The sequence below is a fragment of the Geodermatophilus telluris genome, assembly GCF_900102745.1.
GTDB classification, from domain to species: Bacteria; Actinomycetota; Actinomycetes; order Mycobacteriales; family Geodermatophilaceae; genus Geodermatophilus; species Geodermatophilus telluris.
The window spans coordinates 960,354-975,245 of sequence record NZ_FMZF01000002.1 but is presented as its reverse complement, the minus strand read 5'-3'; the positions used below and the strand labels follow the sequence as shown (position 1 = coordinate 975,245).

The 14,892-nt window shown below is 76.3% G+C and carries 19 protein-coding genes; 10 read left to right on the top strand and 9 right to left on the bottom strand.

What is annotated here, in order from left to right:
* Position 1 precedes the first annotated feature (1 nt).
* The 4 genes from BLQ97_RS10010 to BLQ97_RS10000 form a co-directional block, all read right to left on the bottom strand.
* Complete coding sequence (locus BLQ97_RS10010) at positions 2 to 208, bottom strand: hypothetical protein (protein WP_091365590.1); 207 nt, start codon at positions 206 to 208, stop codon at positions 2 to 4.
* 98 nt (positions 209 to 306) lie between these two features.
* Positions 307 to 732: a DUF1801 domain-containing protein gene (locus tag BLQ97_RS10005; RefSeq protein ID WP_091365834.1), complete on the bottom strand. Its 426-nt coding sequence runs from the start codon at positions 730 to 732 to the stop codon at positions 307 to 309.
* Between the two features lie 10 nt (positions 733 to 742).
* Positions 743 to 868 (bottom strand): hypothetical protein, encoded by a 126-nt coding sequence (locus BLQ97_RS24205; protein WP_281181389.1) that lies wholly within the window; start codon positions 866 to 868, stop codon positions 743 to 745.
* 10 nt (positions 869 to 878) lie between these two features.
* Entirely contained in the window at positions 879 to 1,478 is a 600-nt protein-coding gene (locus BLQ97_RS10000; RefSeq protein WP_091365588.1) for a class I SAM-dependent methyltransferase, read from the bottom strand.
* Between the two features lie 64 nt (positions 1,479 to 1,542).
* On the opposite strand from BLQ97_RS10000, the gene BLQ97_RS09995 reads away from it, so the two are divergent.
* The 4 genes from BLQ97_RS09995 to BLQ97_RS09980 are packed head-to-tail and all read left to right on the top strand — an operon-like array spanning position 1,543 to position 5,741.
* Complete coding sequence (locus tag BLQ97_RS09995; RefSeq protein WP_175471657.1) at positions 1,543 to 2,097, top strand: GNAT family N-acetyltransferase; 555 nt, start codon at positions 1,543 to 1,545, stop codon at positions 2,095 to 2,097.
* 14 nt (positions 2,098 to 2,111) lie between these two features.
* Positions 2,112 to 3,185, top strand: coding sequence for a winged helix DNA-binding domain-containing protein (locus BLQ97_RS09990; protein WP_091365585.1), 1,074 nt, complete (start codon positions 2,112 to 2,114; stop codon positions 3,183 to 3,185).
* A 42-nt stretch (positions 3,186 to 3,227) separates the two neighbouring features.
* Positions 3,228 to 4,199: an aldo/keto reductase gene (locus BLQ97_RS09985; protein ID WP_091365583.1), complete on the top strand. Its 972-nt coding sequence runs from the start codon at positions 3,228 to 3,230 to the stop codon at positions 4,197 to 4,199.
* A 57-nt stretch (positions 4,200 to 4,256) separates the two neighbouring features.
* Entirely contained in the window at positions 4,257 to 5,741 is a 1,485-nt protein-coding gene (locus BLQ97_RS09980) for an FUSC family protein (protein WP_091365581.1), read from the top strand.
* Here the strand turns inward: BLQ97_RS09980 and BLQ97_RS09975 are convergent.
* Positions 5,726 to 6,700 (bottom strand): ABC transporter substrate-binding protein, encoded by a 975-nt coding sequence (locus BLQ97_RS09975; RefSeq protein WP_091365579.1) that lies wholly within the window; start codon positions 6,698 to 6,700, stop codon positions 5,726 to 5,728. The two genes, BLQ97_RS09980 and BLQ97_RS09975, sit on opposite strands and share 16 nt — an antisense overlap.
* Positions 6,701 to 6,774: 74 nt before the next feature.
* Entirely contained in the window at positions 6,775 to 7,221 is a 447-nt protein-coding gene (locus BLQ97_RS09970; protein WP_091365577.1) for a nitroreductase family deazaflavin-dependent oxidoreductase, read from the bottom strand.
* A 92-nt stretch (positions 7,222 to 7,313) separates the two neighbouring features.
* Here BLQ97_RS09970 and BLQ97_RS09965 point away from each other — a divergent pair, with 92 nt between their 5' ends.
* Complete coding sequence (locus BLQ97_RS09965) at positions 7,314 to 7,862, top strand: dihydrofolate reductase family protein (RefSeq protein ID WP_091365574.1); 549 nt, start codon at positions 7,314 to 7,316, stop codon at positions 7,860 to 7,862.
* On the opposite strand, the gene BLQ97_RS09960 is transcribed toward BLQ97_RS09965, so the two are convergent.
* Both BLQ97_RS09960 and BLQ97_RS09955 read right to left on the bottom strand, forming a co-directional pair.
* The gene (locus BLQ97_RS09960; RefSeq protein WP_091365572.1) at positions 7,847 to 9,076 is read right to left on the bottom strand and encodes a glutathionylspermidine synthase family protein; all 1,230 of its coding nucleotides are present in this window, start codon (positions 9,074 to 9,076) and stop codon (positions 7,847 to 7,849) included. The two genes, BLQ97_RS09965 and BLQ97_RS09960, sit on opposite strands and share 16 nt — an antisense overlap.
* Before the next feature lie 3 nt (positions 9,077 to 9,079).
* A complete protein-coding gene (locus BLQ97_RS09955; RefSeq protein WP_091365570.1) occupies positions 9,080 to 9,460 on the bottom strand; it encodes a hypothetical protein in 381 nt (126 codons plus the stop codon).
* A 128-nt stretch (positions 9,461 to 9,588) separates the two neighbouring features.
* Between BLQ97_RS09955 and BLQ97_RS09950 the strand changes: the two genes are divergently transcribed.
* From BLQ97_RS09950 to BLQ97_RS09940, 3 genes are all read left to right on the top strand, one after another.
* Positions 9,589 to 10,434, top strand: a complete 846-nt coding sequence (locus tag BLQ97_RS09950; RefSeq protein ID WP_091365569.1) for a formate/nitrite transporter family protein — start codon at positions 9,589 to 9,591, stop codon at positions 10,432 to 10,434.
* 103 nt (positions 10,435 to 10,537) lie between these two features.
* Complete coding sequence (gene ypfJ, locus BLQ97_RS09945; RefSeq protein ID WP_091365833.1) at positions 10,538 to 11,449, top strand: KPN_02809 family neutral zinc metallopeptidase; 912 nt, start codon at positions 10,538 to 10,540, stop codon at positions 11,447 to 11,449.
* 2 nt (positions 11,450 to 11,451) lie between these two features.
* Positions 11,452 to 12,240, top strand: coding sequence for an enoyl-CoA hydratase/isomerase family protein (locus BLQ97_RS09940; protein ID WP_091365567.1), 789 nt, complete (start codon positions 11,452 to 11,454; stop codon positions 12,238 to 12,240).
* 24 nt (positions 12,241 to 12,264) lie between these two features.
* Here BLQ97_RS09940 and BLQ97_RS09935 read toward each other — a convergent pair whose 3' ends face one another.
* Positions 12,265 to 13,107: a siderophore-interacting protein gene (locus BLQ97_RS09935; RefSeq protein WP_091365565.1), complete on the bottom strand. Its 843-nt coding sequence runs from the start codon at positions 13,105 to 13,107 to the stop codon at positions 12,265 to 12,267.
* Between the two features lie 301 nt (positions 13,108 to 13,408).
* Between BLQ97_RS09935 and BLQ97_RS09930 the strand changes: the two genes are divergently transcribed.
* Together BLQ97_RS09930 and BLQ97_RS09925 are read left to right on the top strand one after the other, a co-directional pair.
* Positions 13,409 to 14,272 carry a hypothetical protein gene (locus BLQ97_RS09930; protein ID WP_091365563.1) on the top strand — a complete coding sequence of 288 codons (864 nt, stop codon included), beginning with the start codon at positions 13,409 to 13,411 and terminating at the stop codon, positions 14,270 to 14,272.
* Positions 14,273 to 14,274: 2 nt separating this feature from the next.
* The gene (locus BLQ97_RS09925; protein WP_217637122.1) at positions 14,275 to 14,883 is read left to right on the top strand and encodes a phage holin family protein; all 609 of its coding nucleotides are present in this window, start codon (positions 14,275 to 14,277) and stop codon (positions 14,881 to 14,883) included.
* The last annotated feature ends 9 nt before the right edge of the window (positions 14,884 to 14,892 follow it).

Sequence of the window (14,892 nt, the reverse complement as noted above, 5' to 3'; positions counted from 1 at the left end):
CTCAGCCCACGGTCTCCAGGCGGGTGCGGGCCAGCCGCTCGACCAGCTCCGGCAGTGCCGTGGCCGGGACACCGCTGAGGTCGCGCCGGCAGGACCGGACGACGGTGCCGACGACCTGCGGGCGCACCCGCGGGCGGAACTCGTCCACGAGACGGGCCACCGCGAGCTCGACAGCGCTGTCGTGAGCGAGGTCGTCGGTCATCGTCATGCGGCAGGTCCCTCTCGTCCGATCCCGTTTCGCAACCGGGGACAGCCTGGCGGACGGGACCAGCCCGGACCAGGGACCTAGGTCACGGCCCCTCCGGCTCAGGAGACGAAGAAGGCGTTCCCGCCGCGGGAGGTCAGCGCGGCCGCGTCGCGGAGCAGGGCCCGCAGCTCGCCGGCGTCGACGCGGTCGAGCGAGGTGAACCGGATGCAGCTCTTGCCGCAGGAGACCCTGCCGAGCCGCTCGGCGCGCGCCTCGGGCAGGTACTCCCCGTCGACGACCGCGCAGACGTAGAGCGACAGGTGCCGTTTCTGCGCGGCCAGCGCCACCAGCGGCCAGCGGGTGGTCTCGCGCGCCGACCGCGGCCGGTAGGGCAGCAGCCCGTAGCCGAGCAGGGTCGACGATCCCGACGCGACGAGCTCGCGGTCCAGGCCAGGCGCCGCCTCGCGCACCAGCGCGTCGACGCGGCGCAGCTCCGCCTCCCGCGGCCCGGCCGCGGCGAACCACTCCTCCACCGGGTCGGTCACGTCCACCTCCTCAGCCGAGCAGGAGGGACAGCACGGTCGCGGCCGTCGCGAGCACCACCGCCACCACCACGACGGCGGCCACCAGCCGTCGCCGTCGCTGCGCTCCCCGGCCGCCGGCCCCGCCCATCCCCAGCACGGACGGGACGCTACCGCCGGGCACCGACGGGACCGGTCGGGCGCCGTCCCCACAGCAGGGTGTCCAGCGCGGTGCCGGCCGGCGTGCTGCGAGCCACCTGCTCGAGCCGGTCGACGTCGAGCAGTTCCGCCACGGGCGCCAGCCGGTCGGTGCTGTGCAGGATCGCCGGGTCCTGCGGCCCCCCGACGCCGGCGACGAGGTTCTCGACGTCGTGGCCGAGCAGCAGGAACCGCCCACCCGGGCGGAGCCAGCCGACGGCGCGGCGCAGCACGTCGGTCACCGGCGGGTCCGGCAGGTGCAGGTAGGCGACGAGCACGAGGTCCGCGGACCCGGGCGCGGCCTCCCAGTCGGTGACGTCGGCGGTCACCCAGGCCACCCGGTCGGCGCCGGCCTGGCCCTGCCCGCGGGCCAGGCCGGTGGCGGAGAAGTCGACGGCGGTGACCCGCCAGCCGCGGGCGGCCAGCCACAGCGCGTGCCGCCCCTCCCCCGCGGCCAGGTCGAGCGCCGTCCCCGGCGGCACGTCCCGCAGGAGCTCGGCGACCAGCGCGTTGGGCTCGGCCGACCACTGCTGCCGCTCGGCGTAGCGGGCGTCCCAGTCCTCGGCGCGCACGCAGCACAGTCTGGCAGTGCGGTCTGGCGGTGCCGACCCGGCGCGGGTGGGTGAGGCTGGGCCGGTGAGCGCCGACGCGTCGGTCCGGCTGGTGCCCTTCGAGCCCGAGCACCTGCTCGCCGTCCTCCCCTGGTTCGACGACCCCGACACCCGGCGCCGCCTGGGTGGCCCCGAGTGGCCCGAGCGCGAGCTCGCGCTGCGCAGCGCCGCGCGGGAGGAGGAGTTCCGCGGCCGCCGGGTGCTGCGCTCGCACACCTTCGTCGCGCTCGACGACGACGACCGGCTCGTCGCGCAGATCGGTGGCGACGTGTACGACCGGTGGACCGTCTGGGACCCCGCGGCCGAGCGGGTGGTGTCCACCGACCCCCGGCGCAGCATGGGCGCCGCCTACGTCGTCGCCCCGGCCTGCCGCGGCCGCGGCTACGGCAGCGCGATGCTGCGGGCGCTGGTGGACGCGCCCGAGACCGCCGACGTGGAGCTGTTCGTGCTCGGCATCGAGCCGGACAACGCCGCCAGCCTGCGCGTCGCCGCGGCCGCCGGCTTCACCCCGCTGACCACCGAGCCCGACGCCGAGGACGTGGTCTACGTGCGCCGGGAGCGCCGGCCGTCGTCCCCCTGAGGCAGGCTGCGGGCATGACGGTGCCCCGCGTGTCGCCCCGGGAGGTCGCGCTGCTGCGGCTGGTGGCCCAGCGGGTGGCCGGGCCGCCCTTCCCCGACGCCGCGGCCGCCGTCCGCGGGCTGCTCGCCGTCCAGGGGCAGGAGCTGCCCGGCGCGTTGACGTCGGTGGCGCTGCGCACCGCCGGCCGGTCGGGTGCCGGGGTGTCGGCCGCGCTGGACACCGGCGCCGTCGTCCGCTCGTGGCCGATGCGCGGCACGCTGCACCTGACCGCCGCCGAGGACCTGCCCTGGCTGCTCGACCTGCTCGGCGGGCGGGTGCTGGCCGGGGCGGCGAAGCGGCGGGCCGTCGTCGGGCTCACCCTCGAGGACCTGGAGCGGGCACGCGGGGTGGCGGTCGCGGCGCTGTCCGGCGGCCGCCGGCTCGGCCGCCGCGAGCTGCTGGCCGCGCTGGCCGACGGCGGCTGCGACGTCGCCGGGCAGAAGGGCTACCACTCGCTGTGGTTCCTCGCCCAGACCGGCACCCTCGTCCTCGGCCCCACCGCGGGCGGCGACCAGGCCTTCGTGCTGCTGGAGGAGTGGGTGCGCGAGCCGCGCCGGCCCACCGGCGAGGAGGCGCTCGCCGAGCTCGCGCTGCGCTTCTTCACCGGGCACGGCCCGGCCGGCGTCGCCGACCTGGTCCGCTGGGCCGGGACGACGGTGCGCGACGCGCGCGCCGGGCTCGCCCTCGTGCGCGACCGGCTGGCGGCCGTCGACGCCGACGGCACCGAGCTGCTGCTGGACCCGGAGGTCCCCGAGCGGCTGGCCGCCTGCCGCGCGGAGGCCGAGGACCTGCACCTGCTGCCCGGGTTCGACGAGGTCGTCCTCGGCTACGCCGACCGCTCCTGCACCGTGCCGCCGGAGTTCGCCGACCGCATCGTCCCGGGCGGCAACGGGGTCTTCCGGCCCACCGTCGTCGTCGGGGGCCGGGCGGTGGGCACCTGGCGGTGGACCGGCACCGGCGCCCGCCGCCGGGTCGAGGCCGAGCCGTTCACCGCGTTCCCCGAGGGCGTCGCCGACCGCGTGCCGGAGCTGGCCGCCGCGCTCCCCTGAGGCCAGGAGGCGGTCCCCGCGCCGCCGGTGGAGGGTGGGGGCGTGGAGTACGTGCGCCTGGGCGCCACCGGCCTGCAGGTCTCGCGGATCTGCCTGGGGATGATGAGCTTCGGCGAGCCCGGGCGCGGCATGACGCCGTGGAGCCTGCCCGAGGACGAGGCGCTGCCGCTCGTCCGCGCGGCGCTCGAGGCCGGCGTCACCTTCCTCGACACCGCGAACGTCTACTCGGGCGGCTCCAGCGAGGAGATCACCGGGAAGGCGATCCGGGAGTTCACCACCCGCGACGACGTCGTCCTGGCCACCAAGGTGCACGGCCGGATGCGCCCCGGCCCCAACGGCGGCGGGCTGTCCCGCGTCGCCGTCCTGCGCGAGCTCGAGGCCAGCCTGCGCCGGCTGCAGGTGGACCACGTCGACCTCTACCAGATCCACCGCTGGGACCCGGCCACCCCGATCGAGGAGACGCTGGAGGCGCTCGACGCGTGCGTCCGCAGCGGCAAGGTCCGCTACCTCGGTGCCAGCAGCATGTGGGCCTGGCAGTTCAGCAAGGCGCTGTACACCGCCGGCGAGCGCGGCTGGTCCCGCTTCGTCTCCATGCAGGACCACTACAACCTGCTCAACCGCGAGGAGGAGCGGGAGATGCTGCCGCTGTGCGCCGACCAGGGCGTCGGCGTCATCCCGTGGAGCCCGCTGGCCCGGGGCCGGCTCACCCGCGACTGGGACGAGACGACGCACCGCTCCGCGAACGACGCCTTCGGCAGCCGCCTCTACGACGAGCGCAGCGACCGGGCGATCGTCGAGCGGGTCGGGGAGGTCGCCGCCGCGCGCGGCGTCCCGCGGGCGCAGGTGGCGCTGGCCTGGCTGCTGGCCAAGCCGGTCGTCACCGCCCCGATCGTCGGGGTCACGAGGCCCGGGCACCTCGACGACGCCCTCGCCGCCGTCGACCTGCACCTCACCGACGACGAGGTCGCCCGGCTCGAGGAGCCCTACACCCCGCACGCCGTCGTCGGCTTCTGAGGAAGCTCACACCCCGGCCACCCGGGCCGGACGGCGGACCCCCGCCACGATGGGGAGGTGCCCGTCGTCCGCCCGCTGCTCGGCCCGCCGGTGCCCGTGCTCCCGGCGCTGTGGCAGGCCGGCGGCCGGCGCGGGGTCACCGCGGCCGCCTGCCTGGTCGCCGCGCTGGCGGCCGGGGTGGCGGCGGGCCGTCCCGACCTGGGCTCGGCCGCGGCGCTGGCGTCCTTCACCGCCGTCTACGGGCACGCCCTGCCCCACCGCCGCCGCGCGGGGGTGGTCGCCGCGGTGGGCGCGGCGCTGGTGCTCAGCAGCACGCTCGGCGCCCTGACCGGCCGGCACCCGGTGGTCCTGGTCCTCACCTGCGCCGCCCTGGTGGCCGCCGCGGCAGCGGCGGCGGTCGTCTGGCGGGTCGGGCCACCCGGTCCGCTGGGCGTGGTGCTGGTGGCCGGCGGGTCGAGCGCGCTGGGCACCGCCCCGGGCGGGCTGCTGCCGCACGCGCTCGCCGCCGCGGCCGGTGCCGCGCTGGCCTGGGCCGGCTGCGTGCTGCCGTGGCTGTGGGACCCGACCGGGCCGGAGCGCCGCGCGCTGGAGGCGGCCGAGGCGGCGGTGCGCGGCGGCTCCCCGCCGGCGGCCGCCGCCCGCGCGGTGCGGCTGGCCGACGTCGCCGTGCGCTCGGGCAGCCGGCGGGACGACGGCGGCCTGCGCGACCGCCTCGACGACGTCGAGGCCCGCTTCCTCGCCGCCCTCCCCCCGGCACCGCCGCGTCCCGACCCCGCTCCCGCGGCGGGGGCCGGGGTGGCCCGCTGGTGGCACGCGCCGGCCGCCGCCACGGCGCTGCGCCTGGGGGCCGGGGCGGCGGCCGCCGGGCTGGCCGCCGTCGCCCTCGGGCTGACCAGCCCCTACTGGGCGGTGACGACGGCGGTCGCGGTGCAGCTGGGCACCGACGCGCGGGCCACCCGGACCCGCGCGCTGCAGCGCGCCGTCGGCACCGCCGTCGGGGTGCTGCTCGCCGGCCTGGTGGTGTGGCTCGACCTGCCGCCGGCCGCGGGGATCGCGCTGGCCGGGCTGCTGCAGCTGGCGGTGGAGCTGCTCGTGGCCGCCCAGTACGTGCTCGCGGTCTCGTGCATCACGCCGCTGGCGCTGCTGCTGGTCCACCTCGGCAACCCGACGACGACGGCGGGCGGGCTGGTTGCCGAGCGGCTCGCCGAGACGGCGGTCGGCATCGTCCTCGCGCTGGCCGTCGGGCTGGCGCTGCTGCCCCGCGCGGCCAGCCGGCGGTTGCCCGCGGCGGTGCGCGAGGTCGCCGCCGCGGCCGCCGCGGGTGACGACCGCCGGCTGCACGCCGCCCTCGACCACCTGGCCGAGGTGGCGGCCGGCGCCCGCGCCGAGCTGCTGCCCGACCCCGCGGTCACCGCGGGGGTGCGCCGCGCCCGCGCGGTGGCCGACCTGGGCTGGGGCCTGCTCGGCGCCCGCGCCCGGGGCGACGCCGCGCTGGCCGCCGAGCTCGCCCGCCGGCTCACCGCCGGTCAGCCGGCCAGCTGAGGCGCGAGCTCCTCGAGGTCGTCGAGCACCAGCCCGGCGCCCAGCGGGCCGAGGCCGAGGAACCAGCGGTCGTCGTCGACGGCGACGGCGCGGCCCTGGGCGACCGCGGGGATCGACTGCCACAGTGGCCCGGCGGTGACCTGGTCGGCCGCCGTCGCGCCGTCGGCCCCGTAGGCGCCGTAGAACAGCAGGTCGCCGTCGGCCGAGGTCACCTGCTCCGGGGAGACCTCGACGAAGGTCTCCGGCGTCCGCTGCACCTCCGGGCGGGCGAAGCCCACGTCGGCCAGCACCGACCCGATGAAGGAACCCTCGCCGTAGAGGCGGACGAGCGTGCCGTCGAGGAAGCGGGCGACGCTGACCTCGGTCTGCGCCGGGTCCCCGTAGAGCCCGCCGACCTCCTCGGCCCGGGCGCCGAACTCGTCGAGGAGGTCCTGCGCCTGCTCCTCGCGGTCGAGCGCCTCGCCGGCGAGCAGCAGGTTCTCCTGCCAGCTCTCCCCGATGGTCTCGGCGAGCACCGTGGGGGCGATCTGCGTGAGCTGGTCGTAGACGTCGGCGTGCCGCACGGAGTTGGACAGGATCAGGTCCGGCTCGAGCGCGGCGATCGCCTCGAGGTCGGGCTCGGCGATCGTGCCGACGGCGGCGACGTCGGCCGGGTCGACGCCGGCCTCGGCCACGAACCCGGGCAGCTCGTCGCTGACGTCGGTGCGCACGGCCCCGACGGGGGTGAGACCGAGCGCCAGGACGGCGTCGAGCTCGCCGGTGTCCAGGACCACGACCCGCTCGGGGGCGCCGGTGACCTCGGTCGTCCCCGCCGCGTGCGCCACGGTGCGGGTGTCCGCCGACGGCGCCGCCCCGGACCCCGCCTCCGCCTCCGCGTCGGTCGACCCGCACCCGGCGAGCACCGCCACCGTCGCCACCGCACCGGCCACGCGTCCGCGCGCCGTCCGTCCCCAGAGCACCGTCGAGCCTCCCTCCGGTCGCCGGACCGCCCGGCGACCGGCGTCCAACTTAGGGCAGGCTCACCTGAGCTCGGTCAGCGCTTCCGCTCGACGAGGAAGACGGGGATGACCCGGTCGGTCTTCTGCTGGTACTCGGCGTACGGCGGGTAGGCGGCCACCGCGCGCTCCCACCACTCGGCCTTCTCCTCGCCGGTGATCTCGCGGGCGACGCCGTCCCACGGCTCCGGGCCGTCCTGGACGGTCACCTGGTCGGGGTACTCGCGCAGGTTGGCCACCCAGGCCGGGTCCTTCGGCGCCCCGCCCTGCGAGCCCACCATGGCGTAGACGCCGTCCTTCTCCACCCGCATGAGCGGCTGCTTGCGCACCTTGCCGGTCCGCGCGCCGCGCGTGGAGAAGACGACGACGGGCAGGCCGGTGTCGAGCAGCGTGTTGGCCTCCCGGCCACCGGTCGCCTCGTAGCGCTCGACCTGGTCGCGGACCCACTGCTGCGAGCTCGGCTCGTACTCCCCTTCGAGTGGCATGTGCCCGACCGTAGGACCGATGGGTCCCGGGCGCCCGGCCGGTCACCACCTCCGTCCCGGGGGCCGGGACGCACGGACGGGAGGAGACCGGGATGGGACGGCTCGTGGTCACCCAGGACACGACCCTCGACGGCGTCGTCGAGGTGGTGGACGACTGGTTCGCGGTGCAGGACCCCGCCCAGGACGACCAGCTCGCCGTCGTCCGGGAGCACATGGCCGCCCAGGAGGTGTTCCTCGTCGGCCGGCGCACCTTCGAGGACCTGCGCGGCTACTGGCCGCGGCAGACCGGCGACACGACCGGCATCGCCGCCCACCTCGACGCGGTCGAGAAGGCCGTCGTCTCCCGCACGCTCGCCGACCCGGGCTGGGCCCGCACCACGGTCCTCGCCGGCGACCCGGTCGACGAGGTCCGCCGCCTGGTGGCCGCGCGCGACGGCGAGGTCGGGGTCACCGGCAGCATCACGCTGTGCCACGCCCTCATCGGGGCCGGCCTGGTCGACGAGTACCGGCTGTTCCTCGTCCCGCGCGTGGTCGGCCGCGGCCGGCGGCTGTTCCCCGACGGCGCCGACGTGCGACTGCGGACCACCGGGAGCCGCACGTTCCGCTCCGGCGTCACGCTGCTGACCTACCGGCCGGTGTAGTCGATCGTGTGCGGCACGAAGAAGCTGAGGTTGTCGGTGATCAGCCCGTCGCTCTCGCGGATGCCCAGGCCGGCCGGCTCGCCGTCGACCACCCAGGCGCCCAGCACCGGGTGGTGCGGGCCGTCGACGCCGGCGAAGTCCGGCAGCGGCGCGAGCTCCTGGACGACGAACCCCTCGGTGCCGTACCGGCCGGGCATCGCGGTGACCACCTGCCCGTCGCGGACGATCTCCACGTTGGCCCCCTCGCGGCCCCACAGCGGCTTGCGCACGTAGTCGCGCCAGCTGGAGGGCATCTCGTCGGCGAAGTAGGCCGGCAGCAGCAGCCGGGAGAGCACCGGGTCGCCGCCGAAGAGCCGCCACAGCACCGGCAGGAGGGCCTTGGTGCTCCACAGCATCTTGTAGACCGGCTCCACCCAGGTGGTGCCGCCGGGGCGGGCGGCGTCGGCGAGCACGGCGGCGCCGAACTCGTCGTCGACGATCCACTCCCAGGGGTAGAGCTTGAAGACGACGTCGAGGTGGCGGCCCTGCGGGTCGTAGAAGCGGCCGTCGCCGGAGTCGAGCGCGATGTCCTCCACCACCAGCTCGACCGCCTCGTAGCCGGCCTGGACGACGGTGTCCATGAGGTAGGCGACGGTCATCCGGTCCTCGCCGGAGGTCTCCTCGCTGGTCCAGGCCAGGTGCACCCGGGGGCGGACGCCGGTGCGCCGCTCCCACCGGGTGAGGTTGCGCTGCCAGGCGGCGACCAGCTTCTCGTGCAGCGCGTTCCACTGGTCGCGCCCCTGCCCGGTAAACAGGTGCCAGTTCCACTGGGTGACCGCCGACTCGACCAGGCCGGTCGGGGTGTCGGCGTTGAACTCCAGCAGCTTCGGCGGGCCGGAGCCGTCGTAGCGCAGGTCGAAGCGGCCGTAGACGCTGGGCGGCTCGGCCTCCCAGGTGGTGCGGATGCCCGAGCGGGCGACCAGCGGGATGCCCATCCGGTCGAAGAGGTCGTGCTCGACGACGTGGTCACCGGCGGCCACGCACATCTCGAACAGCTGCGCCACCCAGCCCTCGAGGCGGGCCACCTCCGCGGAGGTGAAGTCGTAGAACGGGCCCTCGCGCCAGTAGCTGCGCACCTCGCCGCCGGGCAGGTGGGTCCTGTTGTAGACCAGCCCCTGCGCCTCGATCTCGGCCTCCCACCCGGGCCGGACGACGCCGCCCTCGACGCGCCGCACGGGTCAGGAGCCGGAACCCGAGCCGCCGGCGCCCGACCCGATCCCGCCGGTCACCCGCTGGCCGCCGCTGACCTTGCCGGTGCCGGGCAGCCCGTAGCGCTGCCGGGCGGCGGTGTCGGCGGGGTTGATGCGGGTGCCCCCGGAGGGCAGCACCGTGCCGACCGGCAGGCCCGGGCGGAAGGCGCCGAGGTAGAGGAAGAACAGCCCGCCGCCGCGGTAGTCGTCGTCGCAGTAGTCGTCGTCGACGATCTCGCCGTCCTCGTTGGTGCAGTAGGCGACCTGCTCCTCCTCGTCCTCGCTGCTGCACCCGGCGAGGAAGCCGGTGGCGGCGGTCGCCAGGACCGTCGTGGTCAGGGCGCCGCGCACCCGGTTCGAGAACGCCATGGACCCCTCCCGGCTCGGTGGACGCCCCGACCCTAGGGCCACCCCGGCACCGCGACCGCCCCCGGGCGGCGCGGACGATGTCGTACCGCTAGCGTCCGGGACGACGCCGAGTCCGCCGGGGAGGCGCGATGGCCGCCAGGGAGCCCGCCGAGGTCGCACGGGTCGCCAGCGCGGCCGGGGCCAAGAAGGTGCACCGCACGTGGGACCGGGTGCTGGTGAGCGCCTTCCTCGCCGGTGCCTACATCTCCTTCGGCGCGCTGGTGGCGATCACCGTCTCGTCGGGCCTGGACACCGCCACCTGGGGCACGCTGCCCACGCTGTTCATGGGCGCGGCGTTCACCCTCGGCCTGGTCCTCGTGCTGATCGCCGGGTCCGACCTGGCCACCGGCAACATGATGCTGGTGCCGCTGGGCGCGATGAACGGCAAGCTCGGCGTCGGCGACGTCGTCCGCAACCTCACGCTGGTGCTCGCCGGCAACCTGCTCGGCGCGCTGTTCGTCGCCTACTTCCTCGCCGTCTCCACCGGGGTCATCGGCGACCCGGACAGCACCGGCAGCGCCGGCCTCACCTTCGCGCGGCTCTCCGAGATCGCCGAGGGCAAGGTCTCGCACACGCCGTGGGAGGTCTTCCTGCGCGGCGTGGGCTGCAACTGGTTGGTCTGCCTGGCGGTGTGGATGTCGCTGGCGGCCACCAGCGTCGCGGGCAAGGTCCTCGCGGTCTTCTTCCCGATCATGGCGTTCGTCGCCATGGGCTTCGACCACGTGGTGGCCAACATGTTCTACCTGCCGGCGGCGCTGTTCGCCGGGGTCGAGGGCGTCGGCTGGGGCGACACGCTGCTCAACTGGCTGCTGGCCGGCGCCGGGAACCTCGTCGGCGCGGTCGTGTTCGTCGGGACCTCGTACTGGTACCTGTTCCTGCGCGACGAGCCCGACGCCGCCCCGCGGACGGACGACGAGCCGGCGGAGCGGGGCTGAGACCTGCCGCCGGCGCGGCCGCCGCCGGCCCGTCCCCGGTCGCGGCGCCGGGGAGGCGGTGGCACGGTCGGTCCGCACACCGGAGCGGGAGGGCAGCGACAGCATGCGGTACAGGGAGGGCGGCCGGCTCGACACCTCGCACGTCCAGGACCGGCGGCGCGGGGGCGGCCTCGGCGGCGGCCGGGGGCTGGCCGTCGGCGGCGGCGGGCTCGGGCTGGTCGGCGTCCTCGTCGTCGTGCTGTTCCAGGTGCTCGGCGGGGGCGGCAGCAGCGCCGCCCTCGGGGCGCTGGCCGGGCTGGCCGAGGGCGAGACCGCCGACAACAGCGCCCTCGAGCAGTCCTGCGACGAGACCGGCGACGCCAACGACTCGGTGGAGTGCGCCGTCGTCGCCGACATCGACTCGATCCAGGACTACTGGTCGCAGGCGCTGGGAGCGCAGTACGTGCCCACCGACACCATCTACTTCTCCGGCCAGGTGTCCACCGGCTGCGGCGGCGCCACCAGCGGCTCGGGCCCGTTCTACTGCCCGGCCGACCAGAAGGTGTACATCGACCTGTCGTTCTTCGACACGCTGCGCTCGCAGTTCGGCGCCGCGGGCGGGGCGTTCCCCAACGCCTACGTGCTGGCCCACGAGTACGGCCACCACGTGCAGAACCTGCTGGGCACCAACCGGCAGGTCGACCCGCGCGAGAGCGGGGCGGCCAGCGGCAGCGTGCGGCTGGAACTGCAGGCCGACTGCTACGCCGGCACGTGGGCGCACCACGCCGAGACGGTGCCCGACGCGTCCGGCGCGCCGCTGATCGAGGAGATCACCCAGGACGACGTCGACCGCGCCCTGGACACCGCCGGCCGCATCGGCGACGACTTCATCCAGGAGAACCTCGGCGGGGGCACCGTGGACCAGGACACCTTCACGCACGGCTCGTCCGAGCAGCGCCAGCGCTGGTTCCTCACCGGCTACGAGACCGGCGACCCGGCGCAGTGCGACACCTTCGCCACGGACGACCTGGGCTGACCGTGCCGGAGAACCTCAAGGTCACCCGCGACGGCGCGGTCGCCGTCCTCACCATCGACCGCGCGGAGAAGCGCAACGCGCTCACCGCCGGCATGTGGGCCGCGCTGCCGGGGGTGCTCGCCGGCCTGGCCGACGACCCCGCGGTGCGGGTGCTGGTGGTCACCGGCGCCGGACCGAGCTTCTGCGCCGGCGCCGACATCGGCGACCTCCTCGGTGGCCCCGACCGCGAGGACCCCATGGCCCAGCTGCGGCGGGACAACCTGGCCGCGCAGGCGGCGCTGCGCGACTTCCCCCGCCCGACGATCGCCATGGTGCGCGGGCACTGCATCGGCGGCGGCGTCGAGCTGGCCACCTGCTGCGACCTGCGGTTCACCGACCCGACCGGCGTCTTCGGCGTCACCCCGGCGCGGGTCGGCATCGTCTTCACCCCGACCTCGGTGCGGCAGCTGGCGCAGCTGGTCGGCCCGGCGACGGCGCGCTACCTGCTGTACTCCGGCGAGCTGCTCGACGCCGAGAGCGCGCTGCGCACCGGCCTGGTCGACCGGCTGCTGCCCGCGGGCGACCTCGCCGGGGAGGTGCGCCGGTTCGCCGAGGTGCTCGCCTCGCGCTCCGCGCTGACCCAGCGGGCGGCCAAGGAGGTCGTCGCGGCGCTGGCCGACGGGCGCGACGACGACGCGGTGGAGCAGCTGGCGGCGCGCTGGTACCGGGAGACGGCCGCCAGCGGCGAGCTCGCCGAGGGCGTGGCCGCCTTCACCGAGCGCCGCCCGCCGGCCTTCCCCTGGCGCCCCTGACCGCCGCCTGCGCGCGGGCGCCGGTCACACGAGCGTGAGGCCCCGCTCCTCGGCCTCGACGGCGGCGTTCCAGTCCGCCTTCTCCGCGCGCCAGGCCTCGTCGGTGCGGCCCAGCCGCCAGTAGCCCGACACCGACATCCGCTCCGGGCGCACGCCCAGGCCGGTGCGCAGGAAGCGCCGCAGCTCGCGGACCGCGCCGGCCTCGCCGTGCACGAACGCGCCGACGTCGCCCGCGGGCAGGTCCGCGCCGCAGACGGCGGCGACCAGCGCCACGCCCGCCACCGGGCCGCGGTGCACCCAGCTGAGCCGCACGCCGGGGCCGACGGCGAGGTCCTGCTCCTCCTCGGGTCCGTCGACCTCGACGAACACCTCGGCCCGCGCGCCGGCCGGCAGCGCCTCGAGCGCCGCGGCGATGGCCGGCAGCGCGGTCTCGTCGCCGACGAGCAGGTGCCAGTCGGCCTCGGCCGCCGGCGACCAGGCACCCCCGGGGCCGAACAGCTGGACCGTCTCCCCCGGCCGGGCCGACGCCGCCCACGGTCCCGCGACGCCCTCGTCGCCGTGCACGACGACGTCCACGGTGAGCTCGCCGGCCGCGGCGTCCCAGGAGCGCACGGTGTAGGTGCGGGTGACCGGCCACTGCTCGCGCGGCAGCCGCGCCCGGATGTCGTCGACGTCGAAGGGCACGCCGTAGGGGGCACCGGCGGGCGGGAGGAGCAGCTTGACGTAGGAGTCGGTGTGCTCGGGCGCGAACCCGGCCAGCCCGTCGCCGCCGAGGACGACGCGGACGGTGTGCGGCGTCACGCGCGTGGTGCGGACGACGGTCCCGGTGCGGGGCGTCCGCTTGCGGCGGAGGCGGTCGAAGGCCATGGGTGCTCCTCGGATCAGGGAAGCCTCACCTTACTCCGTGCCGACCCGCGGTCCGCCGCGGTTTCCGGACCCGACCGTCCGGGTAGGCGCCGCCCAGCGGGAACGGCAGCGTGGCCGGCGCCGCGGACGGTCCCCGGACCGCCCGCCCGGCCACCTCTCCGCACCGCTCCCGACCGGCTGCGCCCGCTCCCCCGGATCCGCGCTGACCTGCACACGAACCGGCGACGGCCGTCGCCGGGATGTGTGGGTGATCGCCAACTGGGTAGCGCCAGCCCCGACCGAGATCCACTCAGGAGGAACGATGACCCACTCCATCGACGCCCCCCTCCCGCCGCCGCCCTCCTCGGGCGCGACCGGCTACGGGGACACGAGTACGACCTCGACCAGCACCGGCTCCCCCTCGACCGCCGACGTGGCCAAGGACGAGGCCCGCAACGTCGGCCAGACGGCCAAGGAGGCCGGCAGCCAGGTCGCCGCGACCGCCGCCGACCAGGCGAAGAACGTCGTCGCCGAGACCCGCCACCAGGCGCAGAGCCTGGTGGAGCAGGGCCGCACCCAGGTGCGCCAGCAGGCCGTCACGCAGCAGCAGAAGGCCGGCCAGAGCCTGTCGGGCCTGGCCGAGCAGCTGCGCGGCATGGTCGCCGGCAACGCCCCCGCGCCCGGCCCGGCCCGCGACCTGATCGAGCAGGGCGCCGGCAGGGTGGAGGAGTTCGCGCACTTCCTGCAGAACCGCGAGCCGGCCGACCTGCTCGACGAGGTGCGCTCCTTCGCCCGCCGCAAGCCCGGCACCTTCCTGCTCGGCGCGGCCCTCGCCGGCGTGCTCGCCGGCCGGCTGACCAGCGGCGTCAAGGCCGCGCACACCGACGAGGGCAACGGGTCGCGGTACACCGAGGCCCACCGGGCGCAGGCGCAGAACACCTACCCGCAGGGCAACTACGTGGACCCGGCGCCGGCCTACTCCGGCTACGAGACCACGACCACCGGCTACGAGACGACGACCGGCTACGAGTCGACGACCGGCGGCTACGGCCAGTCGGCCGCCACCACCGGCGCCCCGCTGCCCCCGCCGCCCTACGGCACGGTCCCGCCCGAGGGCAGCGTCGTGCCCCCGGCCACGCCCGCCGGCTGGGACGACCCGACCCGGCGCCCGGGGACGGGGGTCTGACCGTGAGCTCCCCCTACTCCGGCGCCACCCCGGTGGGCGGCTCCGGCTACCCGCCCGAGCCGCCGCAGGCCAACTACGCGGTCCCGCCGACGGCCGAGCAGGGCTATGCCGGGTACGAGCAGACGCCGGGCTACGAGCAGACCTCCACCTACGAGCAGGGCTCCGCCTACGAGCAGGGCTACGGCGCGCACGCCGGTGAGCGGGGCACCCCGATGACCGAGGCCGGCCGGCCCGACGTCGAGGGCGCCTCGGTCGGCCAGCTCATCAGCGAGGTCACCACCGACCTCTCCGTGCTCATGCGCCAGGAGCTCGCGCTGGCCAAGGCCGAGCTCACGGTCGAGGCGAAGAAGGCCGGCCAGGGCGCGGGCGCGTTCGGTGCCGCGGGCTTCGCCGGCTACATGGTGCTGATGTTCCTCTCCTTCGCCCTGTGGTGGGCGCTGGAGAACGTCATGGACGCCGGCCTCGCCGCCCTCATCGTGGCGGTCCTCTGGGGCGTCATCGGCGCCGTCGCCTTCGTGGTGGGGCGCAAGAAGTTCCGGCAGGTCAACCCCAAGCCCGAACGGACCGTGGACACGCTCCAGCAGGTCCCCGGCGCCCTCAAGCCCCACTGACCCCGCGGC